The organism is Actinacidiphila sp. bgisy160 (genome assembly GCF_965342435.1).
Lineage (GTDB): Bacteria > Actinomycetota > Actinomycetes > Streptomycetales > Streptomycetaceae > Actinacidiphila.
Genome location: NZ_CBDRCM010000017.1, coordinates 34,803 through 60,099, shown reverse-complemented (window position 1 = coordinate 60,099; position 25,297 = coordinate 34,803). Strand labels below are relative to the sequence as shown.

Here is a 25,297-nt window from a genome sequence, read left to right as displayed (position 1 = left end):
GGATGGGCTCGTCGCCGCCTCGCCCCCCTGTCCGCCACGCTCGTTCCGGCTCAGCCGCAGACGTCATCGGTTCTGCTGCCCGGCGGGGCCAGAGCCTTCTCCGCCGACGACAGGCCGCGCCCCGCCACGGCGCAGAGCTTCTCCAGCCAGCGCTCCGGGTCGAGTTCGAGGACGTACCCGTCCGAGCCGTCGACCATGCCCATGGAGGCGCCGTTCTCGGTCAGATCGGCGGTCGCGCCGTACCCCGGTGTGAAGCCGTAGCGCTCGGTGCCGCTGCGGACATCCCAGGTGGTGTACTCGTTCAGCGTGCTCTGGGTGCTCAGGGTGGACCCCGAGGCGAAGGCGCCGAGCCATTGGACGCCGCGGTACGTCAGCGGCTCCAGCCACTTGTCCTCGCCCTGCTTGTCCGTGTCCCACACCCGTACTGCGCCGTCGTAGGTCAGCACCGCGAGGTATCGCCCCGTCGGGTCGAAGGCCAGCTGCTTGACGACGCCGACCTTCTGGGCGTTGATGGACGCCGCCTCCCGGCCGTCCTCGAAATCCCAGATCACGATGTCGTACTTCCCCGAGTGTGTGCGGACGGCCGCCTGCGCGTGCCCCGGGCGGGCCACCGCCCAGGTGCCGGCGGCCGCGATGGACACCTCGACCGGCTCCTGGGTCCTGGGCCGGTAGGGCGTGCCCACCGCCCGGCCGCGCGCCAGGTCCCAGCGCACCACGTACGACAGCGCGGAGATCACCACATGGTCCCGGTCGTCGAAGGTCGTGGTGATCCACGCCGGTGTACGGCCGGAGCGCGGGTCGGGGCGCGTGGGGTCGATGCCGGGCGGTCGTGGCAGATCGATCGGGTCCCGTTCCCGCAGGGTGTTCCCGCGCACCTCCCAGACCAGGACGGTGTGGCTGTCGGCGGCCGGTGTGAGGACCCGTGTGCCGTCGGGGCTGAACGTGGCGTACAGGGCGGCCAGCGGACGGGACGGCCGCACCGCGGCCAGCTGGCGGTGCGTCCGCAGGTCCCACAGGCGCAGCGCGTTGCCGTCGGCGTCGACGCTGACGACGCGGTCGTGGTCGGCGTCCACGGTCCTGATCCGGGCGGTGAGCATGGCGCTGTCGAACCCGGACGGTGCCGGGACATCCGCCACCATCACCGTCGCCCCGACACCGACCGCGGCACGGAGCTTGCCCGGTGGTCCGGTGAGCGCCACGGCGGGCGGCTGGGAGTCACCGGTGAACGACTCGTCCTGCTGGGCGGGCGCGGGCAGGTCGAGGGTGGCGGGGCGCCCCTCGGCCAGGTCGAGCACCAGGAACCGGAACCTGCCGAGCGCGGTACCGAAGCGCTGCACCGGGTTGAGGAGGAAACGGCCCGAGCGGTCCAGGCGCGGCACGTACAGCGGGCAGACCAGGCCCAGTTGCCGGGTGCTGTACTGCCGACGCACCTTCGGCGTGCCGGTCAGGTCCCAGGACTGCAGGATCCCGTCCTGGGTGCACCGCACGAGCGTCCGGCCGTCGCCGCTGACCGTGACGGGACCGGTCAGGTCCGTTCCCCACGGCGACGGATCCCGCAGGCCGTCGGCGAGGTTCCAGCGCACCAGGCGGCCCTGGGCTCCTTCGGCCGCGCCTTCCTGGGTGATCCGGCCGATCACCGTCCCCTCCGGGCCGAACCACGCCTGGGCCGTCTGCCAGCCCTTCGGCGGGCGCAGCTCCCTGCCCACGCGCCTGCCGGTCTCCGACTCCCAGACCAGGACCCCTTCGCCGGGCTGCGCGGCGAGCACCCTGCGTCCGGTGCCGTCGAAGCGGAGGTCGGTGGCGGCCCGGGCGTTGGCCCGTACGGCGTCGCCGTCCCGCAGGACGACCGTGCGCCAGCGGCCGTCCGCGTCCGGCCCGATCCCCAGGGACACCTTCCCGCTGACGGAGGCCCGGGCGGAGATCCGTCCGTCGGGCGAGAGCGCGACGATCCTCGAGCCCGTCGGCAGGCCCTTCCGGTCCACCTTGTCCGTGCCGAGCGTGAGGCCGACGGCGTCGCCGTTGGTCATGCCCACATTGAGGCGCCGGCCGTCCTTGCTCATGGCGACATCACGGACCGGGGCGTGGTCGTCCCACACCACGCGCTCCACGTGCCGGAGCCGCAGGTACTGCCTGATCAAGGCGGTGCGCGCCGCCGGCTCCTGGGCCGTGCGGTACGCCGCCCCCGAGAACAGGGCCGACGTCACCACCGAGACGTCGTCGAGCTGCTCGGCCTGCGTCGCCAGTTGCTGCGACGCGGCCCGCCGCAGCTGGCCGCCGAGCTCCGCGTTGCGCCACAGAAAGAGCCCGGAGGCGACCAGGGCGAGCACCGTCAGGACGGCGAGCCCTCCGATGAACCACCGCTTCTGCCGTACCCGGCGCCTCGCCAGCTCCTCCTGGGCCGCGCGTCTGCCGACGGAGCAGTCGATGAATTGCCGCTCGGTGTCGGTCAGTGCGGGACCCCGTTGCGCCAGCCATTGCTCCGCCACCGCCAGCGGCTCGCCCTCCAGCAGTTGCCCGCGATCCACGTCGTGCCGCAAGTCCGCACGCCAGGCAAGGAACCTGCGGTCCTGCCGTACGCGCTCCTCGAGCCGCTTCCAGGCGCCGATCAGTGCTTCATGGGCGAGTTCGGCGCTGACCGGTTCCCCGCTGCCGCCGCGCAGGACGAGCAGCCGTCGCTGGGCGAGCGCGGTCGCGATCCTCCAGCGTTCCTCGCCCGCCTCCTCCTGTCGCAGGGCGTTGCGCATCGGGACGTCGCCGCCCGGCAGGAAGCGGACGAGATCGGTGAGCAGCCGCATGGCCTCGGCCTCGTCCGCCTCGCGGACGCAGCTGCGCCAGGCGGTCTCGGCGTACTTCCCCAGGGCGCCTCGCACGCCTCCCACTTCGCGGTAGGTGTCGAACCTGAGCCGGCCGCCGGCCTGTCCGTCCCACAGCTGTGCCATGACGAACCCCAGCAGCGGCAGCGCGCCGGGGCCGTCCCCCGCGTCGTCCAGCATGCGCTCCACGAGCCCGTCGTCGTAGGTGACGGACGGTGTCAGCTCGAGGGGGCCGAGGATCACCTGCGCCAGCTGGTCGCGGGACATGGGGGCGAGCGGATACACGCTGCCGCGGCCGAGTGCCGGGCCGAGGCGGGAATGGCTGAGGGCGGCGTCCATGAAGTCGGACCTGAGCGTGATCAGCACCCGCAGGCCGTCGGACCGGCGCTCGGGGAACAGCAGCCGGACGGCCTCCGCGACCGCTTCGTCCGGTTCCGCGAGGAGTTCCTCGCCCTGGTCGAGCACGACGAGCAGCCGTTGCTCCGCTTTCGCGCTGGTGGTGCGCAGGACGTCGATGAGTCCGCGGTCCGCGAGGAGGTCCTCCACCGCCCGGACCTCCCGTGCCCTCGCGGCGCCGATCAGGGCGGGATGGACGACGGTCACGAGTTCGGAGGCGATCGCCGCTCGCAGGGAGGTGTCCTCACCGGCGCGGACCACGACGACGGCGTGGCCCCGTTCCCGCATCCGCGGGACCACGCCCGCGCGTGCCAGGGAGGACTTTCCGCAGCCGGAGGGGCCGACGAGGGTGACACACGGGTCGGGCCCGGTGAGGAGCGCGGTGACCTTGGCGATGTCGCTCCGGCGGCCGAAGTGGACGTCCGAGTCGGCCTCCTGGAAGGTCGACAGGCCGCGGTAGGGGGAGGCGGGGCGCACCACGGGCGCCAGGTCGGGCAGCTCGCCGACGAGGGTGCGGGTGGGTATCAGGAAGCTCTGCTGGACCCCGCCGGGCTGGATCACGACGACCATTCCCGCGACGGCGCGCAGTTGCTCGTCCCAGACCGGGCTGCCGCTGAACCCTTCCTCGACGGGCACGCCGTGCGGATCGGCCTGCGAGAGCTGGAGCCAGCCTTCGGCGGTGGCGCCGCGCAGCCGCCCGTAGTGCCAGACGCCGCCCGGGGAGCGCCAGGGGAAGCCGGGCACGCGTACGTCGTGTCCCCAGACGCGTTCGGTGTCGGCCATGTGCACCGGGTGGGCGCCGGGTATCGGCGCGCGCAGCCGCAGGACCGCGATGTCGCCGGTCTGGTCGGGGCGTACGGGCACCCAGTGCTCGAGCTCGGCGGTGCCGACGCCCGATGCGAAGGGCAGGTCGACGTGGAGTCCGGTGCCGGGCGTCACGTCGTCCTCGCGGGGCCGGCGCAGAGCGTCGCTGACCACGTGCGCGCAGGTCAGCACGAGATCGGGTGCGACGAGGAAACCGCCGCCCACGGGTTCCCCGTCGGGGCCTTTGACGCGGACCACGGCGGCCGCGAGTGCCTCCTCGGGGCTGCGGGACGCGGCGCCCGTCGCCGTCACCTCGGCCGTCACCGCAACCTCCGGTCCCCCGTGACCCCCTTTGGGTCAACTCCGTTACGGAGTATGCCCGTTGACGTCTGGCCGGTCACCCCGGTTCCAGGTCAGGGTGACCGAGAAGTTGGCCGCCGTGGCGGTGCTGGCGATCACGACATCCGCCTCGGCGGACAGGGAGACGCCGAATTCGAGGGTCACCTCGTCCGGGGCGTGCGCCATCCCGCGGACGCGGCTCACGAAGCTCTCGGCCACGGGCCGCACGGTGTCGAGCATCTGCCCGAGGGACCGTTCGGCGCGCGCCACGGCGCGGCCGCCGCGACCGACCCGTACAGGACCGTCGTCCAGGTCGCGCACCTGGACCCGGATGACGTCGTCGCTGCCGTCGCCCAACGGCACTTCCACGATGCGCACAGGGCGTTCGGTCATGGCGGTCCTCTTTCGCTCCGGGGCGGCGTGCGGCGATCTTAACGACCTCAACCGGACTTGGGGCAGGGGGAGTTGAAGGTGCGCGGATACGTGCGGCGGCCGGGCCGGGACGGCCTGTGGACCTCGATGTCCCGCCGAGGAGGCACGGAGGAACTTTCTTCACGCCTTTCTTCACGCCTTTTTTCATGTCTTGACAGAACGCGAACAAGGCTGTTTCGATCTGCTCGCGTCCCGAGGAGGGAGAGGGGGCGGATCCGTCCGAGGGATCGGGACCATGTACGACCCGCGCATCCCACCAGAAAGGAAGGACACCGTGAGACGTTCCCTCATCGGGGCAGCCGCAGCTCTCACCTTGGTCGTTCTCGCCGGCACGGAGTCCGCGGCCCCGGCCGCCGTACCGCACCACCACGGCTCGTCGGTGGCGGGCACCTACTCCACAGGGGCCGGCCACGCGTGGCAGCCGGCGCCGGGCACGAGCCCGGACGCCCCCGCCGACACGACCGTCGTCGTCGACCCGAGCAGCCCGCGTCAGAAGTACTCGGGCATCGGGTTCTCCCTGGACGAGACGAGCGTGTCCAACCTCTGGAAGCTCACCCCCGCCAAGCGCGAGGAGGCCGTCCGGCTGCTCGTCGACCCGAAGACCGGGGCGGGCCTGAACCGCTTCCGTCTCACGATCGGCAGCCCCGACCTCATCGAGCACCTGCCGTTCTGGTCGGAGGACGACCTTCCGGCCGACGTGACCGACGACTTCCAGCTGAAGCACTTCTCCATCCAGCGCGACATCGACCTGCACATCGTCGACACCATCAAGCTGATCCAGCGCTACAACCCGAAGGCGACGTTCTTCGCGTCCGCGTGGAGCGCTCCGGCGTGGATGAAGACCAACAACCGGTTCACGGGCGAGGTCGCGCTCAAGCCCGGGAGCACGACGGACTACTACCAGGTCGGCAAGCTCCGGGACGACTGCATCGACGTCTTCGCCCGCTACTACGTCAAGTTCGTGCAGGCGTACGCCGGTCACGGCATCCGCGTCGACGCCCTGACCCTGCTGAACGAGCCCGGCATGGACGTGGTCTACCCGGCGATGGACATCGATGTCGCCCAGCAGCAGAAGCTCGCCCTCGCGATCAAGAGGGCCCTGCACAAGGCCGGCCTGAACACGCAGCTATACGTCCACGACTTCAACTTCTGGGACTGGCGCGACCCGAACAGCACCGCGACCAAGAACTACTACCGCATCTTCAACGACGCCCCGGACGGCTCCGTGACCGGCCGGCAGGTCCTGAACGCCACCGACGCCGTCGCCTTCCACCCCTACTGGGGCGACCCGAAGGTCATGCGCGACGCGTTCGAGCAGACCGGCAAGCCGGTCCACATGACCGAGACCAGTGACCTGTCCGCGGCGACCATCCTCAACTACTTCCGCCTCGACGCGAGCTCCTACGTCCTGTGGGCACAGGCCACCGACCAGGACGGCGGCACGCTCCACTGGACGCCCGCACGGGACAACAACGTCGACTGGGACGAGGTCGCCGCGACCACCAAGTGGCCCGATCGGCTGGTCAAGGTGAACACCACGACCAGGGACTTCACCGTCCGCGACGAGCTCTACGCGATGGGGCAGTTCGCCAAGTACCTCACGCCGGGCGACGTACGGTTGGAGTCGAGCGCCACGCAGGGCGGCGTGAGCAACGTCGTGTACCGGCACGGCGCCGACAGGTTCGTCGCGGTCCTCGGCAACGCCAACAGCGCGGACAGCACAGTGCGGGTCGTCCTCGGCGGCAAGTCGTTCGTGGTGAAGGTCCCGGCGAACTCCTACGCCACCTACCGTTGGCAGCAGCGCATACCCCGGCACCCGCACAACAGGGCCCCCGTGGTGGCCCCGGTACCCGACGTGGTGGCCGACCAGTACGGCACGGTGCAGGTCCCGCTCGAGGCGACCGACCGCGACGGTGACCGGCTCGCCTTCTACGCGACCGACCTCCCGGACGGCGTCACCGTCGACCCCACCACGGGAACGGTGACGCTCAAGCCGACGGCGGCCGGCCAGAGCGACGTGACGGTGACCGCCACCGACGGCACGGCGCACGCCCAGGTGACCCTGCACGTGACGGTGCAGCCGCACAGCGCACCGGTCGGGGTGAGGGTCGAAGCGGAGTCGTACTCCGCCCAGCACGGCTGGACGGCGGGCGGAGCCAACTTCATCGAGTCCAACCCCGCAGCGAGCGGAGGCGCGAACGTGGGCTGGACGGCGGCGGGCAACTGGCTCGACTACGCGGTCGACGTGCCGAAGGCCGGAACGTACGACCTGGAGCTCCGCGTCGCCACGGGCACGGGCGCGGCGGTCCCGGACGCACTCTCCTTCCGTGACGCGAGCGGCACGACACTGGCCACGGCCTCCGTCCCGGACACGGGCGGCTGGGCCTCCTACCAGTCCGTGCACGTACCCGTCAGCCTCGTCGCGGGAGACCAAGTGGTCAGGCTCTACTGCGAGACGGGCGGCTTCAACATCGACTACCTCCGCCTGTCGTAGCGCTCCCGGCGCTCTGCCGTCACTCCCCGGCGACGGGCGGGGAGTGACGGCAGGCCACCGCCGGACCGCGCAGCGCCGGTGGGGGCGTGGCTACACCTGACAGTTGAGGAAAGGCCCAGGTCGGGGATGGATTCCCGACCTGGGTCTTGTGCCGTCCAGAGCAGTGCAGCCGTCCGTCCGTATCCGTCCGCAGCGTCCTCGTCGTCCTTCGCGGTCAGCCGGTTACGGCGCTGGGGGCTGCTCGGCCTTCCCGTTCACCGCGTCTGGCGGTGCGGTGAACGGGCCGACCTGCCATGGCTGGTACTCGCCATCAGGCCATGCAGCGGGCGAACGCCTGCACAGTGCCTGAGGTCTTCGACTCGTTTTGGAATGTGATCTGCCACTGCGTGGCGCTCATCGGACGGTTGTCCGTCACGTCGATGCTGGCGGAGGACACCTTCCAGCCACCGCTGATGGCATTGGTGCCCGCAGGGCAGGTGACAGTGACGATCTTGCTTTGGTTGGCCTCGATCGACCCGACCGGACTGTTCACGGTGTCGGGGGACGACGCGGTCACTTCCACAGCCAGCGCAGGGGACGCCAGGCTAAGAGCCAGCGCGGGGGCGGCGGCCAGGGCGAGGAGCTTGGTGCGGGTCATGGTTCGACCTCCCTTGAGTGGCTCGCGCATTCGGACGAATCGAACGCACGAGCCCAGGCTGGGCGGGGCGGAAGGGAACCGCCATTCGATACCCCCCATTGGAGTGATGGAATGCGTAGCGTTGTTTATTGATCGTGGTCGAGTGAGACTGACGACCGCCGAAGGCCCTGCACATCGGCGCAGGCCGCGAAGCCCGCGGCTTCGACGACGACCCCGGGATGGGGATCGAAGTGGCCGTCCATGAGACCCGCGGTTCGACCTCCTGGCGTCCCTCGCGCCGTACGGCATCCATGCAGTGGGATGGAGCCGAGGCGCCGCGGTGTACAGCGCCGGACCCATGGGGCGAAGTACCCCAAGGTCGCCAGGGTGGCCGTTGGCTGTGTTCGCTGCGGTTCGCCCAGTTCGAAGTAGGAATACAGGCGGGCCCTGGATCACGCGCGGGACGACGTGTACGCAGGGGTTTGCTGCCCGCAATGTGGCTGGGAAGTGGGTGGCGAGATCCCGTGGTAGGCGAGTCTCACTGTCAGTCGCCCGTTGGTCACGTCCGGCGCCGAGCCGCTCCCCGATGACGAGGAATTCGCCGTCGTCCAGCCTCAGGGCGTCGGGGCAGTTGTTGGAGGCGGTCGACCCGCGCTCGGCGGGCGTCGATCCGATACGGCGCGGGGGACTCCTTGCAGTGACAGCATCGGTGCTATGGGCACCGAGACGGATTGGGTGTACCGGGTCTTCGAGCCGCACGGCTCGGAGGGATGGCGCCCTTATGGCAGGGATTCCGAGCGGTGGCGGGGCACGATCACCGCAGACGATTCGAGCGAGGGCCCCCGATACGCCGTCGCCCTCGTCGTCGCCGACCTGATGACCGAGTGGAAGGTGAGCGGCCTTTCCAGGGCGAGGCACGTGCGCGTCCTCCTTTGGCGTGACGAGGAGGGCGACCAGGCGGACGCGGACATCATCGTGGAGGTCCGGCCGGACATCCACGGTGAGTGACCGGCGGGTGTCCGATTCACCCGCAGCCGAGTCTGCGCCCGGTTCAGCGATCCCTGCCGGGTGGTGAGCTCCTTGCGGGGCGGGCGTCTGGTCGGCACGGCGGAGGTGCCGCACGGGTCGGTGATGACCTGGAGATTCACGCCGTGGCGGCGGTGCTTGCCGGAGTAGTCAGCGCGGCTGTCACCGGCCCGGTCGCACTCGGCGAAGGTGCCGTCCACCAGCACATACTCCGCATCGGCTGCGCGCGGGGCATGGGCTAGGCAGGGAGCACGGCGGGCAAGGAGACTGGTGACGGATCGGACGTAGGCGTGGGCGGTGCCGACGCCGATCCGGAACCCGGCAGCGATCTGCGCGAGGGTTTCGTGTTTGCGCAGGTACACCAGCACGACCAGGGCTCGCTGGGAGGGCCGGAGCTTGCAGCGAGGGCGGGCCGGGTGTCGCAGTCGAAGGTGATCGCGTGGAGCTTCCTGCAGAATTTACCCAAAACCTATTGACTCGCTACATACATTGTGCATCGTGGTTTATAGGCCATAACACCGAAAGAGTTGCAAAGTCGATGAGGACGTCTAGTCGGCGGAGTGACTTGGACAGGATGTGGTTCAGGCCCCCGGCAAGCCGGCGCGATACCGAGGCGACAGTGACGACTGAAGCTTCAGGACACGCGCAGATCTACCGGGGACTGTTTTGCCCTCGGAGCCTTCGCACGGGCCGAGCGCCAGTGCGAAGGCTCTGGCACGTCCGCTCTCCCGGCGGAATCGAAGAGCGGCAGACGTAGCCCTTTCCTGCAGGCGAAACCTGTGCATTGGACGTCTGCCTCCTCGATCAAGGCACTCCCGCCCCGCACAGCGCGGCGGCGGCGGCCCGACGCCTCGGGCCGCCGCTCCTCATGGGGACGTAAGCGGCGGGCATGGCCAGGCCCACGGTGAGCCGTATCCGCTCCTGAGGCACTGACCTCTTACGACAGAGCCGGGCCCGTGCGCCGGTCGTCCCCGGCATTCGCCGGGGGGACGCGTGGCCCGGCGGGGCCGGGGCCACGCTCCTCATGGGTGGGCTTCATTCGCTTCGACGGGCATCCGAGATCAGGGGTTGAGCCCCCGGAAGGATGTCAATCCCTCCAAATGCCACTGCGGCCTGACGAACCTGCTCACGGCGATCGCGTGGCCTGCCGGAAGCATGCCAAATTCGCTCCACACTCCGGCAACGTCCGCTGACGGTCTCTTGCGTCGTTGGCCTTGAGGGGGAGCCGGTAGCCCTGCGCGTCCAGCCAGCCGCAGCGGGCGGCCGAGGTCCGGGCGACCGCCTTCGGGAACGCGACCGGGACGTAGACATCCGGGGTGCCGTAGCGGGGGCCGCAGCCGGAGACGCTGACCTTCACCGGTGCCGAGGTCCGCTTCCTGCCCGGTTTCAGGGGTTCGTTCGCGAGGTCCCGGGCGAAGTCGTGGATGTGCGGGGAGGGGGTGTCCGCGCCGGCCTGGGTGGTGGAGCGCAGCGCCGGCCCGGTCCCGGCGGAGTCCAGGTGGATCCATTTCGCGACCGAGGGCACGCCGTTGGCGTCGGCGGTGAAGAGCATGTACCAGCCGGGCGGGGCGAGGTTGGGGTTGGTGGTGACGTTGAGGTCGATGGTGTCGGCGTTGACGGTCAGTGGCAGTTCGACGAGGCGCTGGTTGGGGTCGGAGGAGTGGGTGATGCGGGGCGGATCAGTTGCCCGGAGCAATCGTGCTTCCTCGTGGCACGGCTCTGCGACATGCTGTCGAACGCGCTGCGGGTCGCTGAGTCGCGCGGCATGCGTCTGACAACCGGAGACGCCGATGAGTAGGCGCGAAGCTCCGCTGATGACCCTGCGCGCATCGCGCAACGGCGGGCAGGCGTGGGGCCCCGCTTCCACAGCGGGGACAATCTTGAAGCCCTTTCAGTCTTCTGTGTGGCCACCGTGCGAGTGCCGCCGATGCATGCCGGGGCTGCGCCGCTCATGGCGATTTGCCCGGACGTAGTGGGGGCCCGTAGCGGCCTGCGGATTCCCCAATACAGCGAGCGGCTCGGACAGGGCTGCGGGGCCGGTCCGTCCCACATCGTCCACACGTCTAACCCGCCGCCACGCCCTCTGAAGGGGCGCCCGCCCGATCCCCGAATTTTTGCACGACGGACCTGCCCTCCGGCCGCGTAGAGCAAACGACGGATTCATGCACGGAGGGGACTGCACGATGACAGTGCGTGCGCTCATCGGAACACTGAGGGGTGCCAGGGGTACGGCGATCGCGGCGGCGGCGATTGCCGTGCTGACCGCGTCACAAGCGCCAAGGGCGGTCACGGCCCAAGCCGAAGAGCCCGCACGGAAGGCGGCACCCGCCGAGCACGGCCTCAGCGTTTCCGGCGACACCCCGTACCGCACCGAACTTCCACCGCTGCGGACGCGGAAGAAGGGCATGGCACAGGGAGTGACTGACGGCAATGTGCCTGCGAGTGTGTTCGCCGCGTACCGGCGTGCCGAGGAGGATCTGGCGCGTACCGCGCCGCGCTGCCACCTGCGCTGGCAGTTGTTGGCCGCGATTGGCCAGGTGGAGTCAGGGCAGGCACGGGGCGGCTGGGTGACTCGGGACGGTACCACCGTGACGCCCATCCTCGGCCCGCGGCTGACCGGCGGCGCCTTCGCTGTCGTGGCGGATACCGACGGCGGCGCGTACGACGGGGACGCGGTGTACGACCGCGCGGTCGGTCCGATGCAGTTCATCCCGTCCACCTGGGCCCGCTGGGGAGCGGACGGTAACGGCGACGGACGGACGGATCCGAACAATGTTTACGACGCGGCGCTCGCAGCCGGCCGCTACCTGTGCTCGGGCGACCGGGACCTGTCGAACCCGGCCGACCTGGACCGGGCGATACTGGGCTACAACCACTCGGACGCCTATCTGCGCGCCGTCAAGGCGTGGTACGTGTACTACCTGACCGGACACCGCGTGGTGCCGGACGCGTCCGCCGGATCCCGGCCGGTCCGGCCGAAGCCGTCCGGCCCGAAGAGGCAGAAGCTTGCGCCGCCGAAGCCGTCGGGCGACCGGAAGCCGAGCACTGGTCCTTCGCGCATGCCGTCGACGTCGCCCACCGCACCCTCTCCCAGGCCTTCCCTCGCGACCGGGGTCCCGAAGGCGTCCGCGACGCCGATGGTTCCCGTCCCCGAACTGACGCTCTCGCTGCCCGGGGGCGGCGTGCTGCCCGAGGTTGGCCGCTGACCACTGGCAAGGGCCGGAACGCCATGGGTGTCCGCCTCTCCACAACCGCCACTACTCGGCGGTAATCTCGCCACGTCGGAAGCATGTACCGGCGGGTGAGTGCGAAGGGGCGGGCCCTCATGGCGACGGATATGCCTGCGGACACAGCGGCCGCCGACGAGCGCTGGCAGCGCCTGTGGAGCCATCGTGAGCAGTTGCTCAAGGTGGCCCGGCGGCGATCGGTGAGCCGGGAGGACGCCGAGGACGCCGTTCATGAGGCGATGTTGCGAGCCGCGGAGCGCCCGGACCTCGACGACGAGCGGCTCGGCGCCTGGTTGACGACGGTGACGATGCGGCTGTGCGTTGACCGGCACCGGCAGGTCAACCGCGAGGCCGAGGTGGGCAGCCGTCCCGCACTCATGACACCGGGCCCGGTACCCGTCGAGGAGGCGGTGTGCGACCGGGCTGAGGCGAAGTGGCTGGCGGTGCGCAGCGGCGAATTGCCCGCCCGGCAGGCGGAGGCGCTTCGGCTGAGGTCCGAGGACCTGGACGTGAGCCAGGTCGCGGTGCGGATGGGGCTCAGCTACCGGACCGTCGAGTCGCTGCTGGCCCGGGCCCGGCGGACTTTGCGCGCCTCGTTGGCCGGAACGCTCGGGCTGGTGCTGTTCCTGGTCGGGCGCGGACGGTTGCGCGGGGGCGGCAATGCGCAGGCGGTCGCGTTCACCACGACGGCGGCAACCCTGGTGGTGGCGGGGTTCGTGCTGCCGTTCGCGCTCGACGCGGGCGGAAACGGGACTGGTCCGGCGCCGCGGCCGGCCGTGTCCGGCGACCCGCGGCTCCTGCACGGCGAGGTCACGGGCCGGGGGCACGCCCCCGCAACGCCCACCCCGTCGTCGTCGGCGCGCGGGTCTTGGGGCCGGACGCCCTCACCCACCGGGGGATCGTTTCTGCCGGTGCCGGTGCCGGTGCCATCCCTGGCGGACGTGTCCGCGTTTCCGCCCTCGGCGCCGCAGGTCCCTCAGGTGCCCGAGGTTCCGAAGGTGCCGGGGCTGCCGACGGCCGTGACGGGCCTGCCGACCGTCGTGCCGGGTCTGCCGACGGGGTTGGTCGCCTCGTCACTCCCGTCGCTCCCGTCGCTTCCCCCGACCTCGGTCGTACCTCCGCTGTCTGTCTCCAGCCCGGGGACGCCTTCGCTCACGTCGTCGCCGAAGCTGCCGTAGCGCCCCGCACACACGTCCGCGAAAAAATTCCTGGTTCGCCGCGACGGACGCACCTCTCTTCCCCGTAGAGCAGTTGTCGGGACTGCTCCACGGGCGAAGGATGGAACCGGATGGGTGTCGAGATCTGTGTGGAAGGGCTGACCAAGTCCTTCGGCCACCAGGTCATCTGGCAGGACGTCTCGCTGACGCTGCCTGCCGGGGAGGTCTCGGTGATGCTCGGCCCCTCGGGGACGGGCAAGTCGGTGTTCCTCAAGACGCTCGTGGGGCTGCTGAAGCCGGAGCGGGGATCGGTGAAGGTCGCGGGCCGGGACATCACCCGCCTGCGCGAGCGCGACCTGTACGAGGTGCGGAAGCTGTTCGGCGTGCTGTTCCAGGACGGCGCGCTGTTCGGCTCGATGAACCTCTACGACAACATCGCCTTTCCCCTACGCGAGCACACCCGCACGTCCGAGAGCGAGATCAAGCGGATCGTTCTCGAAAAGATGGACATGGTCGGGTTGATCGGCGCTGAGGGGAAGCTGCCCGGCGAGATCTCCGGCGGTATGCGCAAGCGGGCCGGGCTGGCCCGTGCCCTGGTCCTCGACCCGCAGATCATCCTGTTCGACGAACCGGACTCGGGCCTGGACCCGGTCCGCGTGGCCTACCTCAATCAGCTCATCGTCGACCTCAACGCACAGATCGACGCGACCTTCCTCATCGTCACCCACGACATCGCCTCGGCCCGTCAGGTGCCGGACAACATCGGGCTGCTGTTCCGGCGCGAGCTGGTGACGTTCGGGCCCCGCGAAGAGCTGCTGGCCAGTGACGAGCCCGTCGTACGGCAGTTCCTGAACGGCCGGATGCAGGGGCCGATCGGCATGGCGGAGGAGAAGGACGCGGCCCAGGTCGAGCAGGAGCTGGCCCAGATCGATGAGGGTGTTCGGGCCGATGTGCCGACCCCGCGCCTGCTGCCCAGCCCCGGCATCACCCGCCCGCCCCGCTGGGATGCGATCGCGAGGCGCGAGGCCGAGCTGCACGAGAGGGGGGTGAGGGACACATGAGACTCTCCCCGACGGGTGCGCTGCGGCACTCGGGCAGCCTCTTCGCGATGGCGCTGGACGTCGTCCGATCCCTGCCCCGACGGCCCTTCCAGGCGAGGGAGTTCATTCAGCAGGCTTGGTTCGTCGCGAGCGTCACGATCCTGCCGACGGCTTTGGTCTCGATTCCGTTCGGGGCGGTCATCGCGCTGCAGATCGGCAGTCTGACCCGTCAGTTGGGCGCGCAGTCCTTCTCTGGTGCTGCGTCCGTGCTCGCCGTGCTGCGGGAGGCATCGCCGATCGTCACCGCGCTGCTGATCGCGGGCGCGGGCGGCACGGCGATCTGCGCGGACCTCGGGGCGCGCAAGATCCGGGACGAGATCGACGCGATGCAGGTGCTCGGCATCGACCCGATCCACCGGCTCGTCGTACCGCGGGTGCTGGCGTCGATGGTGGTAGCCGTACTGCTCAACGGCCTCGTCTCGGTGGTCGGTGTTGCGGGCGGCTATTTCTTCAACGTCGTTCTCCAGCACGGCACGCCCGGCGCATACCTGGCGTCCTTCACCACCCTCGCTCAGCTGCCCGACCTGTGGGCGGCGGAGATCAAGGCGCTGGTGTTCGGGGCCATCGCCGCGATCGTCGCCTCGTACAAGGGGCTGACGGCGCAGGGCGGGCCGAAGGGCGTGGGCGATGCCGTCAACCAGTCCGTGGTGATCACTTTCATGTTGCTGTTCGTGACCAACTTCGTGATGACGGCCGTGTACTTCCAGGTCGTCCCGCAGAGGGGTTAGCCGATGAGACCGCGAAACCTCCTCGATCGCCCCCTGCGCTCACTCGAAGAGCTGGGTGCCCAGCTGTCCTTCTACGGGCGCTCCTTGGCTTGGACGGGCCGCACCCTGCGACGCTACAAGAAGGAGGTTTTGCGGCTCCTTGCCGAGGTGAGCTTCGGGCGCGGCGCGCTCGCCGTCGTCGGCGGCACGGTCGGTGTGATCGCGTTCCTTTCCTTCTTCACCGGCACCGAGGTCGGCCTTCAGGGCTATGCGGCCCTCAACCAGCTCGGCACTTCGAACTTCGTGGCGTTCTTGTCGGCGTACTTCAACACTCGGGAGATCGCCCCGCTGGTGGCCGGACTCGCCCTGTCCGCGACGGTCGGGGCGGGGTTCACCGCGCAGCTGGGTGCGATGCGGATCAGCGAGGAGACCGACGCGCTGGAGGTGATGGGCGTCCCGTCGCTGCCGTTCCTTGTGACGACGCGGATGATCGCCGGCTTCGTCGCGGTGATCCCGCTGTACGTGATCGGGCTGCTGTCCTCGTACCTGGCCGCCCGCACCATCACCACTGGCTACTACGGGCAGTCGACCGGCACGTATGACCACTACTTCCACCAGTACCTGCCGCCCGTCGATGTGTTCTGGTCCTTCGGCAAGGTGATCGTCTTCGCTCTGCTGATCATCCTGGTGCACTGCTACTACGGCTACCACGCGAGTGGCGGACCGGCCGGTGTCGGCGTCGCGGTGGGCCGTGCGGTGCGGACCTCGATCGTCGCCATCAACGTCCTGGACTTCTTCCTGAGCCTGGCGATCTGGGGCGCCAACACGACGGTACGGGTGGCGGGGTGAGAGCGGTGCGCATGCAGAGAATGCGGTTCAGGCTCTACGGAATTGCCTTCCTCGCCGTGCTCGCGCTGCTGCTGTCGCTCGCGGTGGCCGTCTACCAGCAGGCGTTCACCTCGGTGGTGCCCATCACCCTGGAGGCCGACACCCTCGGCAACCAGCTCGATGCACGCGCCGACGTCAAGCTGCGCGGGCTGCTGGTCGGCGAGGTGCGCGAGGTGCATGCCGACGGCACCAAGGCGACCCTGGACATCGCGCTGAACCCGCAGTACGTGTCGTACATCCCCTCGAACGTGCACGCGCGGCTGCTTCCCAAGACGCTGTTCGGCGAGAAGTACGTCGACCTGGTCGCTCCTGCCGGCGCTGCGCGCTCGTCGGCTCGGCCCATCCGTGCGGGTGACGTCATCACCCAGGACCGAACGAAGGTCGGCATCGAGGTGCAGCAGTTGATGAACGACCTGCTGCCGCTGCTGCGCACGGTCCGGCCGGGTGAGCTCAACGCCACGCTGTCGGCGTTCGCCACTGCGCTGGAGGGCCGCGGCGACCGGATCGGAGGCAATCTCACCCAGGTCGAGGGCTATCTGCGCCGCCTCAACCCGCACATGCCCTCCCTGAAGGAGGACATCACACGGTTCGCGGACGTCGCCGCGGTGTACGGCGACGCCGCGCCCGACCTGATGCGGATCCTGCGCAACACCGTCACCACCAGCCGGACGATCGTCGAGAAGAGGGAGCAGTTGGTGTTGGCTCTGCGCGCGACCGCCTCCGTGGCGGGCACAGCGAACGACTTCCTGTCCGAGAACGGCGACCGGCTGATCACCCTGGGCCGGGTCTCCCGCCCCGCACTGGAGCTGTTCGCCCGGTACTCCCCCGAGTACCCGTGCCTGTTCCAGGGCCTGGTCCGGCAGGAGAAGGCCTCCGAGGAGGCGTTCCGGGGCGGCGAGATGCGGATCACCCTTGAGGTCGTCCGGCCGCAGGAGGCGTACCGGCCCGGCGAGGAGCCGGCGTACGGCGCCCGGTCCGGCCCGAACTGCCGCGGTCTGCCGCATCCGCAGGTGCCCGGGCCGAAGCCCCATCTCGACGACGGCACGTCGGCCGGAGGTTCCGGCGGCGCACTCCCCGAAGGTGCCGAGGTGTCCGCCACCCGGGCCGAGCAGCGGGCCGTGGGCTCGCTCGTGGCGCCCGTCATGGGCGTCCCCGCGGACGAGGTGCCGCCCGTGGCGACCCTACTGTTCGGGCCGCTGGCGCGCGGAACGGCGGTGAGTGTCGCATGAGCGGATCCGGAGCGCGGCAGACCGCCGCCCCGCTGATCAAGTTCAGCCTCTTCGCGCTGGTCACGATCGCGGCGACGGCGCTCCTCGCGGCCACCATCGTCAACGTCTCCTTCACCCGCAAGGACACCTATCACGCCGTGTTCACCGACGTCACCGGGCTGGAGAACGGCGACGACATCCGGGTGGCCGGAGTACGGGTGGGAGAGGTCGAGGGCATCCGGATCAAGGACCGGACGCTGGCGGAGGTCACGTTCACCGTCAGCGCGGACCGGCCGCTGCTCGCCGGGACCCACGCGGTCGTCCGCTACCGCAACCTGGTCGGGCAGCGGTACGTCGCACTCACCGAGGGCACCGGCGACGGCACCGCCCGGCTGCGGCCGGGCGGCACCATCCCGCTGTCCCGGACCGAGCCGGCGCTGGACCTCAACGCCCTGCTGAACGGCTTCAAGCCGCTGTTCGCGGCGCTCAGCCCGAACGACGTCAACCAGCTGGCCACCGAGATCGTCCAGACCCTCCAGGGCGAGGGCGGCACGGTGAACAGTCTGCTCGCGCACACGGCCTCGCTCACCAGCACCCTCGCCGACCGCGACAAGCTGATCGGATCGGTGATCGACAACCTCAACACCGTCCTGGCGACCCTCGACGAGCGCGGCTCCCGCTTCTCCGGGCTGCTGACGCAGCTGCGCCGAGTGGTTTCGGGGCTTTCCGCCGACCGCAAGCCCATCGGGGAGTCGCTGGTGAGCATCGGCGACCTCACGGACGTCACGTCGGGGCTGCTCAAGGACGCGCGTCCACCGCTGAAGGACGACATCGCCCGGCTCGGCGATCTCACCGGGACGCTGAACAGGAACGAGCACACCGTCGAGGGCGTCCTGAAACGGCTGCCGAGCAAGCTCGAGAAGCTGACGGGGACGGCCTCGTACGGCTCGTGGTTCAACTTCTACCTCTGCGACTTCGACGGCCGGATCGTGCTGCCGAAGACCAAGCAGGTGATCACCCCGGAGCTGCACGTGGCACGGGCGAGGTGTGGCGGATGAGCCTCCGCATCAGGCGGCGCGATGGCCGCCGCCCCGAGCCGCTGGTGAGGTTCCCGGTCCTGCCACCGAAGCCGAAGCTGCCGAAGCTGCCCAGGCTGCTGCCGAAGCCCGAACCACGCCAGGGACCACTCGCGAAGGTGCGCGTGCTGCCGCCGAAGCTGCCCAGGATCCGGCTCACGCGCCCGCGCCTGAAACCCTTCCGCGAGCACAACCCGGTCGTCGTCGGCGCCGTAGGCCTCACCATCCTCGCGCTGCTCACCGTCGCCGCCTTCAACGCCGACAGCCTGCCGCTGATCGGCGGCGGCGACACCTATAGCGCGGCCTTCTCCGAGGCCGGCGGGCTCAAGCCGGACGACGAGGTACGGATCGCCGGGGTCAAGGTCGGCAAGGTCGAGGACGTCGACCTGGACGGCGACCACGTCAAGGTGACCTTCAAAGTGAAGGGCCGGCCGGCGTTCGGCACCGACACGGGGGCGTCGATCCGTGTCAAGACGATCCTCGGCGCGAAGTACCTTGCCCTCTACCCGAAGGGGCCCGGCCAGTTGAAGCCGGGCAGCGAGATCCCGCTTCGGCGGACCGTGTCGGCGTACGACGTCGTCCAGGCCTTCAGCGACCTGACGACCACCACCGAGGAGGTCGACACGGGCCGGCTCGCGAAGGCACTGGACACGATCGCCGACACCTTCCAGGACTCCCCCGAGGAAGTGCGGGCGTCGATCAAGGGATTGTCGCGGATATCCCGGACCGTCGCCGCCCGCGACAAGGCGCTGCGAGAGCTGCTCGACCACGCGAACGGCGTCACCAAGGTGCTGGCCGATCACACGAAGGACGTCTCCGCACTGGTGAAGAACGGCGACGCCCTGTTCAAAGAGATCGACAAGCGGCGCTGGGCGATCCACAAGCTGCTCAAGAGCTCCGCGCTGCTGGGCATCGAGCTGTCAGGCCTGGTCGACGACAACAGCAAGGGGATCGGGCCCGCACTGAAGAACCTCAACACCTTCCTGAGGATGCTCGAACGCAACCAGGCGAGCCTCGACCGCAGCGTCCGGCTGCTCGCCCCCTACGTCCGGCTCTTCACCAACACCCTCGGCAACGGCCGCTGGTTCGACTCCTACATCCAGAACATGGTCGCCGCCCCGGTCACGCCACGGACGGGAGGCACCCGATGACCCGCAGACTCCTGGCCCTGTTCACCGCGCTCGCGATCGTCGTCGGCCTCGCCGTCGTCCTCTGGCCGGGACCCGGCCCCGTCCGCGTCACGGCGTACTTCCCGCGGACCGTCGGCATCTACCCCGGCTCCGACGTCCGCGTCCTCGGTGTCCGCATCGGCGAGGTCAGGAAGATCACGCCGGAGGGCGGCCGGGTACGGGTCGAGCTGGAATACGACAGGGGCCGCAAGGTCCCCGCCGACGCACAGGCCGCCATCGTCAACTCCTCGGTGGTCAGCGACCGTTACGTGCAGCTGCTGCCGGTGTACCGCAAGGGCGCGGTGCTGCGGGACGGAGCCGTCATCCCCGAGTCCCGTACGGCTGTTCCCGTCGAGCTGGACCGGATCTTCGACAGCCTGCACACCACCGCCGAGGCGCTCGGCCCGAACGGTGCCAACAACAAGGGTTCGCTGTCCCGGCTGCTCGGGGTGAGCGCGGACAACCTCCAGGGGCAGGGCGCGAGCCTCAACCAGACGGTGCAGGACCTGTCCCAGGCGGTCACCACGCTGTCCGACGGGCGGCGCGACCTGTTCGGGACCGTGCGGAACCTTCAGGTGTTCACGGCCGCGCTGGCGGCGGACGACGCCAGCGTGCGGTCGTTCAACACCGACCTCGCCGACGTGGCCGGGCAGCTCGCCGCGGAGCGTGAGGATCTCGCGGCCGCGCTGAAGTACCTGGCTGCCGCACTCGGCGACGTGTCCGGCTTCGTGAAGGGAAACAAGAAGGCGCTGACCTCGGACGTGCGGGGCCTGGCCGAGGTCACCAAGGTCCTCGTCAGCCAACGAGACGCTCTGGAGGAGATTTTGACCGTCGCGCCCACGGGCCTGTCGAACCTGCAGAACGCCTACAACCCCTCCGCCGGCACCCTCGACACCCGCAACAACGCGCAAACCCCCCAGGACCCGTCGTCCCTTCTCTGCTCGATCCTGAAGACGACCGGCGACGACCATGACAACTGCGAGGGGCTGAAGAAGCTCTTCGCCTCCTTGCCCGAGGTTCCGCCGGTCCCGGCGTCGACGGGCTCGGTCGACAAGACCCTCGGCGGCATTCTGGGGGCACCGGCATGAGCGTGCGGCGCAAGGGGCGGGTGGCCGCCTGGACGGCGGTCTGCTCGCTGCTGCTGACCGGCTGCGAGTTCAACGGCTGGTATGACGTCCCGCTGCCCGGCGGCGCGGCCTCGGACGGTCACGCCTACCACGTCACCGTCGAGTTCCGGGACGTCCTGGACCTCGTGCCGCAGTCGTCGGTCAAGGTCAACAACGTCACCGTCGGCGCGGTCGAGAAGGTGGAACTGGACGGCTGGCACGCCCGCGTACGGCTCAGGATCGCCGACTCGGTGAAGCTGCCCGGCAACGCGGTCGCCGATCTGAGGCAGACCAGCATGCTCGGCGAGAAGTACGTCGCCCTGTCCGCACCGGCCGGCACACGCCCCGTCGGACGTCTCCGCGACGGCGACCGCATCCCGCTGTCCCGCAGCGGCCGCAACCCGGAGGTCGAGGAGGTGCTGTCGGCGCTGTCCGCGCTGCTCAACGGCGGCGGGGTGGCGCAGCTCAAGACGATCACCATCGAGTTGAACCAAGCCCTCAGCGGCCGCGAGGACCGGGTCCGGTCCCTGCTGAAGCAGCTCGACATCTTCCTCTCCGGCCTCGACGGCCAGCGGGCGGACATCGTGCGCGCGCTGAATGGCGTCGACCGGCTCGCGCAGCGGCTGAAGAAGGAGAAGAAAATGATCGCCTTGGCCGTCGACACCATGCCGCCCGCCCTAAAGGCCCTCGCAGACCAGCGCGAGGACCTGACGAAGATGCTCACCGCCTTGTCCAGGCTCGGCAAGACCGGCACCAGGGTGGTGAACGCCTCCCACGACGACACCGTCGCCAACCTGAAGAAGCTCCAGCCCATTCTGCAGGAGCTGAACAAAGCAGGCGACGACCTGCCCAACTCCCTAGAGCTCCTCACCACGTACCCGTTCCCGCGCAACGCGACGGACGCCGTCAAGGGCGATTACGTCAACCTGAAGATCACCGCCGACCTCGACCTGGCGGACCTCTACGGCAACGTCACCGGTAAGCCGGGCAAGGGCGGGAAGTCCCCGGCCCCCGGGACACCGCATCTTCCCGGCCACCCCACTCCCATCCCTCTCCCGTCCGTCCCTTCCCTGCCGGGCATCCCGTCCGTACCCCCTGTGCCCCCTGTGCCCTCCGCGCCCGCCGTGCCCTCGACGCCCTCCCACGGCAGCACCCTGCTCTGTCCGCCGGTGTGCACCTCCGCCTACGGCAGCGGGGACGACGCGCGTCGCTTCCCGCCCGGGGTCGATCCCGCGCTCGCCGAGCTGATGCTGAAGGGGATACTGCCGTGATCACACGTACGGTCAAGGCCCAGCTGCTGGCCTTCGCGACCATCACCGCCCTGGGGGCGGCGTACGTCGGCGCCCAGTACACGGGCCTGGTGGACGACATCTTGCACCGCGGGTACACCGTTCGCGCCGACTTCGCCGAGTCAGGGGGCGTCTTCCCGGGTGCCGAGGTCACCTACCGGGGGGTGCCGGTGGGCCGCGTGGGCGATCTGCAGCTGACCGGATCCGGGGTCTCGGTGGCGCTGAGGATCGAGGACGGCGCCCCGAGGATCCCGGCCGACACGCTCGCGGTGGTCGCCGCCCGATCGGCGGTGGGTGAGCAGTACGTCGACCTCCAGCCGCGGCGGTCGGGCGGCCCGTACCTCAGGGACGGCAGCCCGATCCCGCGCAGCCGCACCCGGACCCCACTGCCGGTCACCGACCTGGTCCTCAGCCTCGACCGGCTGGTCAACTCGGTCGGCAAGGACGATCTGCGGGTCACCGTCGACGAGCTGGGCAAGGCGTTCTCCGGCACAGGACCGAACCTGAGCCGGCTGGTGGACTCCGGTGACGCGCTGGTTGAGGCGGCATCGCAGTCGCTCCCCCAGACGGTCTCGCTGATCGAGGACTCGCGGAAGGTACTCAGGACACAGGCCGACCAAGGCTCGGCCATCACGTCGTTCTCCCGCGATCTCGCCACGCTCACGGAGCAGTTGAAGTCGAGCGACGGCGACCTTCGCCGGCTGATCGGCAGCACCGCGCCCGCCGCGCGGCAGGTCGATTCGCTGCTGAAGTCCACGCGGCCGCACGTGCCGATCCTGCTGGCCAACCTCATCAGCGGCGGCCAGATCACCGTGGCCCGGTTGCCCGGCGTCGAACAGACCCTGGTCACGCTCCCGCTCACTGTCGCGGGCAGCTACACGGTCATCCCCGGCGACGGCACCACCCACTTCGGGCTGACCGTGAACGCCGATGACCCTCCCGCTTGCACCCGGGGCTACAACACCCAGCGGCGCGACCCAGCCGACACCGGCACGCGCCATGCGAACACCGACGCGCGCTGCACGCTACCGCGCGGCAGCAAGTCCTCGGTGCGCGGAGCGCAGAACGCGCCCGGCGCCACGACCGGCCCGCACAGCGGTGACCAGGCCGCGTTCGTGGCCCCGTACGACCCGGAGACCGGCACCGTGACCGGCCCGGACGGAACGCTCCTCGAGATCGGCTCGACGGGCGGGGAACAGGCCGTGTTCGGAAAGGAGTCGTGGCAATGGCTGCTCGTGGGACCGATGGTGTGAGAGGCGGCATGAGGCTGCTGTCTGCGGGGCTCGTCGCTGCGACCGTGCTCACGACCGTGCTGTGTGCCTGGCTGGGCTGGAAGCTGTCCGACCAGCGCGCGGCGGAACAGCGCCGTCAGGACATCTTGGCTGCGGCCCGCCAGTCGGCGCTGAGCTTCACCTCGCTCGACTACCGGCACTACGACCGGGACAGCGCCAATGTGCTGGCTAACGCCACCGGCGAGTTCAAGAAGGAGTTCGCCTCGCAGACCGAACAACTGACGAGGCTGGTTGCACAGAACAAGTCGGTGTCCGACGGACAGGTCCTGGAAGCGGGCATCGTGCGGTACGACGGGCGCTCGGCCCGGGTCCTGGTCGTGGCCGACAGCAAGGTGACCAACACCGCCGCGCCCGAGGGCCAGGCGCGCACCTACCGGCTCCAGCTCGACCTCGCGTATGTAGCAGGTCGCTGGTTGACCTCCGACGTCGTGTTCGTGGGCTGACCCGGCCGTCAGGCCATCAAAGAGGAGAGACACCGTGGCGAACCCGACCTTCCGCAGCACCCGCGGCACCGGCTCACCGGCCCGCCGCACCATGACCGCGGCCACCCGCGCCGCGGCCAAGCGCGCCGGGCGGCCTGCGCCTCGCGAGTGCGGTGCCCACCAGGAAGAGCAGACCCGCTCCGGGCGCACCCTGCTCATCGATCCGCCGCCGAACGGCTGGGAGGACCCGCCGGAGCCCGAGTCACCCCAGTCGTTCGAGGGGAAGACGGAGGGCGGTGCGTCCCCGCGCAACGCCGGGCGGGGCGTGCTCACCGCGGTGCTGGGCATCGTCCTCGTGGCGGCCCTGGTCGCGGCCGCCGTACTCGGGTGGGAGTACCAGCAGGGGCGGCAGGCGGAGCAGGCCCGCGACGAGGCCCTCGCGGCCGCGCGGAATGCGGCGCCGGTCGTGCTGTCGTACGACTACCGGCACCTGGACCGGGACTTCTCCCGTGCCCGCATCCTGCTGACCGGGCGCTTCCGCGACCAGTACGGCAAGACCACGAAGACGGTGGTCGCGCCGACCGCGACGAAGTACCACGGTGTGGTGAAGGCGACCGTGGCCACACCACCCGACGGCGGCGCCCCCGCCGTGTCCGTCGTGTCGGCCACACCCGACCGGGCCGTCGTCCTGCTCTTCGTCAACCAGGTCACCCGAAGCACTCGGCTCCCGGAGCCGCGGCTGGACCTGAACAGGGTGCGCATGACGCTCACCCGCACCACCGACGGCTGGAAGGTGAGCGGCGTCGACGCCCTCTGACCAGGCCTCCGTAAGTGCCCTCGCGCGGTCGCGCGGGGGCACCGCTTCGTGGGGAACGGGGCGTCGGCCGGGCCGGGACGGCGGGCTTCACCGCGGTCGAGCGGTGGTGGCCCGGGGCGACTCCTCGCCCCGGGCCGATGTGGCCTCACCGACTCCGGCTGCCCCCTTCGTCCGGCCTTTTCGAAAAAGGTTCGTTGCTCGCGACGGACGCCGCCTGCCTCCCCGTAGAGCAGTCGAAGGCCTCACCCGTACCGCCACACACCACCCCCCTTCGTCCACTCGCGAACCCACGAGGTACCTGTGGCTCTCCTCTCCGCACGTCGTCCTCACCACCACCCGCGGTCGCGGGGGCGTCTCGCCGCCGGGTTGCTGGCGCTCGTCGCCGGAACCCTGCCGAGTGCGTCGGCCGGCGCCGCCACCCCGCCCACCGGATCGATCAGCGACACCGCACCCACAACCACGTGGAGCGCCGGGCCCTTCGCCGTCCCGAACGTCTCCGGCACTGCCGGGACGGTGAGCTGCGGGAATGTGCAACCCTGCGACGACTACGCCCTGAGGGTGTCGGTGCCCGCGGGCTACGACGCCGGTCACAGCCTGCGCATCGACGTCAGATGGCCGGGCTCCGCCGCCGACTTCGACCTTTACGTCCTCGATGCGGACGGCCGGGAGGTGGCCGCCTCGGCCTCTTCCGGCGACCCCGAGACCGTGCTGCTTCCGGCGGTGTCGGCGTCGTACCCCGTGCGCGTGGTGCCGTACGCGCCGCTCGGCGACGGCTTCACCGGCACCGCGAGCCTGATCGCCGCTCCGGCCGATCCACCGCCGAGTACGGCCACGCCGCCGACGTACGCCAACTCCTAGGCACCCGACGGCATCGCGGATGCGCACAACGCCGGTGAACCCTCGATCGGCGTCGACCATG

The 25,297-nt window shown here is 70.2% G+C and carries 20 protein-coding genes and 1 pseudogene; 16 read left to right on the top strand and 5 right to left on the bottom strand.

Going from position 1 to position 25,297, the window contains the following annotated elements; all coding sequences use genetic code 11:
• Positions 1-50: 50 nt before the first annotated feature.
• A complete protein-coding gene (locus ACRWNP_RS16325) occupies positions 51-4,337 on the bottom strand; it encodes a trypsin-like peptidase domain-containing protein (protein WP_431961955.1) in 4,287 nt (1,428 codons plus the stop codon).
• A gap of 42 nt (positions 4,338-4,379) precedes the next feature.
• Positions 4,380-4,745: a CU044_2847 family protein gene (locus ACRWNP_RS16320; RefSeq protein WP_431961954.1), complete on the bottom strand. Its 366-nt coding sequence runs from the start codon at positions 4,743-4,745 to the stop codon at positions 4,380-4,382.
• A gap of 313 nt (positions 4,746-5,058) precedes the next feature.
• Between ACRWNP_RS16320 and ACRWNP_RS16315 the strand changes: the two genes are divergently transcribed.
• The gene (locus ACRWNP_RS16315) at positions 5,059-7,278 is read left to right on the top strand and encodes a carbohydrate-binding protein (RefSeq protein ID WP_431961953.1); all 2,220 of its coding nucleotides are present in this window, start codon (positions 5,059-5,061) and stop codon (positions 7,276-7,278) included.
• Positions 7,279-7,588: 310 nt separating this feature from the next.
• Here ACRWNP_RS16315 and ACRWNP_RS16310 read toward each other — a convergent pair whose 3' ends face one another.
• Positions 7,589-7,915 (bottom strand): hypothetical protein, encoded by a 327-nt coding sequence (locus ACRWNP_RS16310; protein WP_431961952.1) that lies wholly within the window; start codon positions 7,913-7,915, stop codon positions 7,589-7,591.
• Between the two features lie 693 nt (positions 7,916-8,608).
• Here ACRWNP_RS16310 and ACRWNP_RS16305 point away from each other — a divergent pair.
• Positions 8,609-8,902 (top strand): hypothetical protein, encoded by a 294-nt coding sequence (locus ACRWNP_RS16305; RefSeq protein WP_431961951.1) that lies wholly within the window; start codon positions 8,609-8,611, stop codon positions 8,900-8,902.
• Positions 8,903-9,009: 107 nt separating this feature from the next.
• On the opposite strand, the pseudogene ACRWNP_RS16300 reads toward ACRWNP_RS16305, so the two are convergent.
• Both ACRWNP_RS16300 and ACRWNP_RS16295 read right to left on the bottom strand, forming a co-directional pair.
• A pseudogene (locus tag ACRWNP_RS16300) lies at positions 9,010-9,324 on the bottom strand (transposase family protein); the annotation flags it as partial.
• A gap of 722 nt (positions 9,325-10,046) precedes the next feature.
• Positions 10,047-10,616 (bottom strand): galactose oxidase early set domain-containing protein, encoded by a 570-nt coding sequence (locus tag ACRWNP_RS16295; protein WP_431961950.1) that lies wholly within the window; start codon positions 10,614-10,616, stop codon positions 10,047-10,049.
• A 493-nt stretch (positions 10,617-11,109) separates the two neighbouring features.
• Here ACRWNP_RS16295 and ACRWNP_RS16290 point away from each other — a divergent pair, with 493 nt between their 5' ends.
• The 14 genes from ACRWNP_RS16290 to ACRWNP_RS16225 all read left to right on the top strand — a co-directional run bounded on the left by ACRWNP_RS16290 (position 11,110) and on the right by ACRWNP_RS16225 (position 25,236).
• Entirely contained in the window at positions 11,110-12,126 is a 1,017-nt protein-coding gene (locus tag ACRWNP_RS16290) for a lytic murein transglycosylase (protein WP_431961949.1), read from the top strand.
• A gap of 131 nt (positions 12,127-12,257) precedes the next feature.
• A complete protein-coding gene (locus ACRWNP_RS16285; protein ID WP_431961948.1) occupies positions 12,258-13,325 on the top strand; it encodes a sigma-70 family RNA polymerase sigma factor in 1,068 nt (355 codons plus the stop codon).
• Between the two features lie 110 nt (positions 13,326-13,435).
• Entirely contained in the window at positions 13,436-14,365 is a 930-nt protein-coding gene (locus tag ACRWNP_RS16280) for an ABC transporter ATP-binding protein (protein WP_431961947.1), read from the top strand.
• The gene (locus ACRWNP_RS16275; RefSeq protein ID WP_386993462.1) at positions 14,362-15,132 is read left to right on the top strand and encodes an MlaE family ABC transporter permease; all 771 of its coding nucleotides are present in this window, start codon (positions 14,362-14,364) and stop codon (positions 15,130-15,132) included. Before ACRWNP_RS16280 ends, ACRWNP_RS16275 begins: the two co-directional genes overlap by 4 nt.
• Before the next feature lie 3 nt (positions 15,133-15,135).
• Positions 15,136-15,960: an MlaE family ABC transporter permease gene (locus ACRWNP_RS16270; protein WP_431961946.1), complete on the top strand. Its 825-nt coding sequence runs from the start codon at positions 15,136-15,138 to the stop codon at positions 15,958-15,960.
• Between the two features lie 11 nt (positions 15,961-15,971).
• Complete coding sequence (locus ACRWNP_RS16265; protein ID WP_431962013.1) at positions 15,972-17,228, top strand: MCE family protein; 1,257 nt, start codon at positions 15,972-15,974, stop codon at positions 17,226-17,228.
• Positions 17,225-18,265: an MCE family protein gene (locus ACRWNP_RS16260; protein WP_431961945.1), complete on the top strand. Its 1,041-nt coding sequence runs from the start codon at positions 17,225-17,227 to the stop codon at positions 18,263-18,265. Before ACRWNP_RS16265 ends, ACRWNP_RS16260 begins: the two co-directional genes overlap by 4 nt.
• Positions 18,262-19,434 (top strand): MCE family protein, encoded by a 1,173-nt coding sequence (locus tag ACRWNP_RS16255; protein ID WP_431961944.1) that lies wholly within the window; start codon positions 18,262-18,264, stop codon positions 19,432-19,434. The genes ACRWNP_RS16260 and ACRWNP_RS16255 overlap by 4 nt, the downstream gene beginning before the upstream one ends.
• Positions 19,431-20,540: an MCE family protein gene (locus tag ACRWNP_RS16250; RefSeq protein WP_431961943.1), complete on the top strand. Its 1,110-nt coding sequence runs from the start codon at positions 19,431-19,433 to the stop codon at positions 20,538-20,540. Before ACRWNP_RS16255 ends, ACRWNP_RS16250 begins: the two co-directional genes overlap by 4 nt.
• Entirely contained in the window at positions 20,537-21,829 is a 1,293-nt protein-coding gene (locus tag ACRWNP_RS16245; protein ID WP_431961942.1) for an MCE family protein, read from the top strand. The genes ACRWNP_RS16250 and ACRWNP_RS16245 overlap by 4 nt, the downstream gene beginning before the upstream one ends.
• On the top strand, positions 21,826-23,100 hold the full coding sequence (locus ACRWNP_RS16240; protein ID WP_431961941.1) for an MCE family protein: 1,275 nt from the start codon (positions 21,826-21,828) through the stop codon (positions 23,098-23,100). The genes ACRWNP_RS16245 and ACRWNP_RS16240 overlap by 4 nt, the downstream gene beginning before the upstream one ends.
• An 8-nt stretch (positions 23,101-23,108) precedes the next feature.
• The gene (locus tag ACRWNP_RS16235) at positions 23,109-23,582 is read left to right on the top strand and encodes a hypothetical protein (protein WP_431961940.1); all 474 of its coding nucleotides are present in this window, start codon (positions 23,109-23,111) and stop codon (positions 23,580-23,582) included.
• 34 nt (positions 23,583-23,616) lie between these two features.
• Positions 23,617-24,378, top strand: coding sequence for a hypothetical protein (locus tag ACRWNP_RS16230; protein WP_431961939.1), 762 nt, complete (start codon positions 23,617-23,619; stop codon positions 24,376-24,378).
• Between the two features lie 300 nt (positions 24,379-24,678).
• On the top strand, positions 24,679-25,236 hold the full coding sequence (locus ACRWNP_RS16225) for a hypothetical protein (RefSeq protein WP_431961938.1): 558 nt from the start codon (positions 24,679-24,681) through the stop codon (positions 25,234-25,236).
• Positions 25,237-25,297: the final 61 nt, after the last annotated feature.

What these genes read in the sequence shown, in the direction of transcription:
- ACRWNP_RS16320 (WP_431961954.1), bottom strand. Translation starts at nt 4,745, where the DNA reads ATGACCGAACGCCCTGTGCGCATCGTGGAAGTGCCGTTGGGCGACGGC.
- ACRWNP_RS16310 (WP_431961952.1), bottom strand. Translation starts at nt 7,915, where the DNA reads ATGACCCGCACCAAGCTCCTCGCCCTGGCCGCCGCCCCCGCGCTGGCT.
- ACRWNP_RS16305 (WP_431961951.1), top strand. Translation starts at nt 8,609, where the DNA reads ATGGGCACCGAGACGGATTGGGTGTACCGGGTCTTCGAGCCGCACGGC.
- ACRWNP_RS16285 (WP_431961948.1), top strand. Translation starts at nt 12,258, where the DNA reads ATGCCTGCGGACACAGCGGCCGCCGACGAGCGCTGGCAGCGCCTGTGG.
- ACRWNP_RS16280 (WP_431961947.1), top strand. Translation starts at nt 13,436, where the DNA reads ATGGGTGTCGAGATCTGTGTGGAAGGGCTGACCAAGTCCTTCGGCCAC.
- ACRWNP_RS16275 (WP_386993462.1), top strand. Translation starts at nt 14,362, where the DNA reads ATGAGACTCTCCCCGACGGGTGCGCTGCGGCACTCGGGCAGCCTCTTC.
- ACRWNP_RS16270 (WP_431961946.1), top strand. Translation starts at nt 15,136, where the DNA reads ATGAGACCGCGAAACCTCCTCGATCGCCCCCTGCGCTCACTCGAAGAG.
- ACRWNP_RS16265 (WP_431962013.1), top strand. Translation starts at nt 15,972, where the DNA reads ATGCAGAGAATGCGGTTCAGGCTCTACGGAATTGCCTTCCTCGCCGTG.
- ACRWNP_RS16260 (WP_431961945.1), top strand. Translation starts at nt 17,225, where the DNA reads ATGAGCGGATCCGGAGCGCGGCAGACCGCCGCCCCGCTGATCAAGTTC.
- ACRWNP_RS16255 (WP_431961944.1), top strand. Translation starts at nt 18,262, where the DNA reads ATGAGCCTCCGCATCAGGCGGCGCGATGGCCGCCGCCCCGAGCCGCTG.
- ACRWNP_RS16250 (WP_431961943.1), top strand. Translation starts at nt 19,431, where the DNA reads ATGACCCGCAGACTCCTGGCCCTGTTCACCGCGCTCGCGATCGTCGTC.
- ACRWNP_RS16245 (WP_431961942.1), top strand. Translation starts at nt 20,537, where the DNA reads ATGAGCGTGCGGCGCAAGGGGCGGGTGGCCGCCTGGACGGCGGTCTGC.
- ACRWNP_RS16235 (WP_431961940.1), top strand. Translation starts at nt 23,109, where the DNA reads ATGAGGCTGCTGTCTGCGGGGCTCGTCGCTGCGACCGTGCTCACGACC.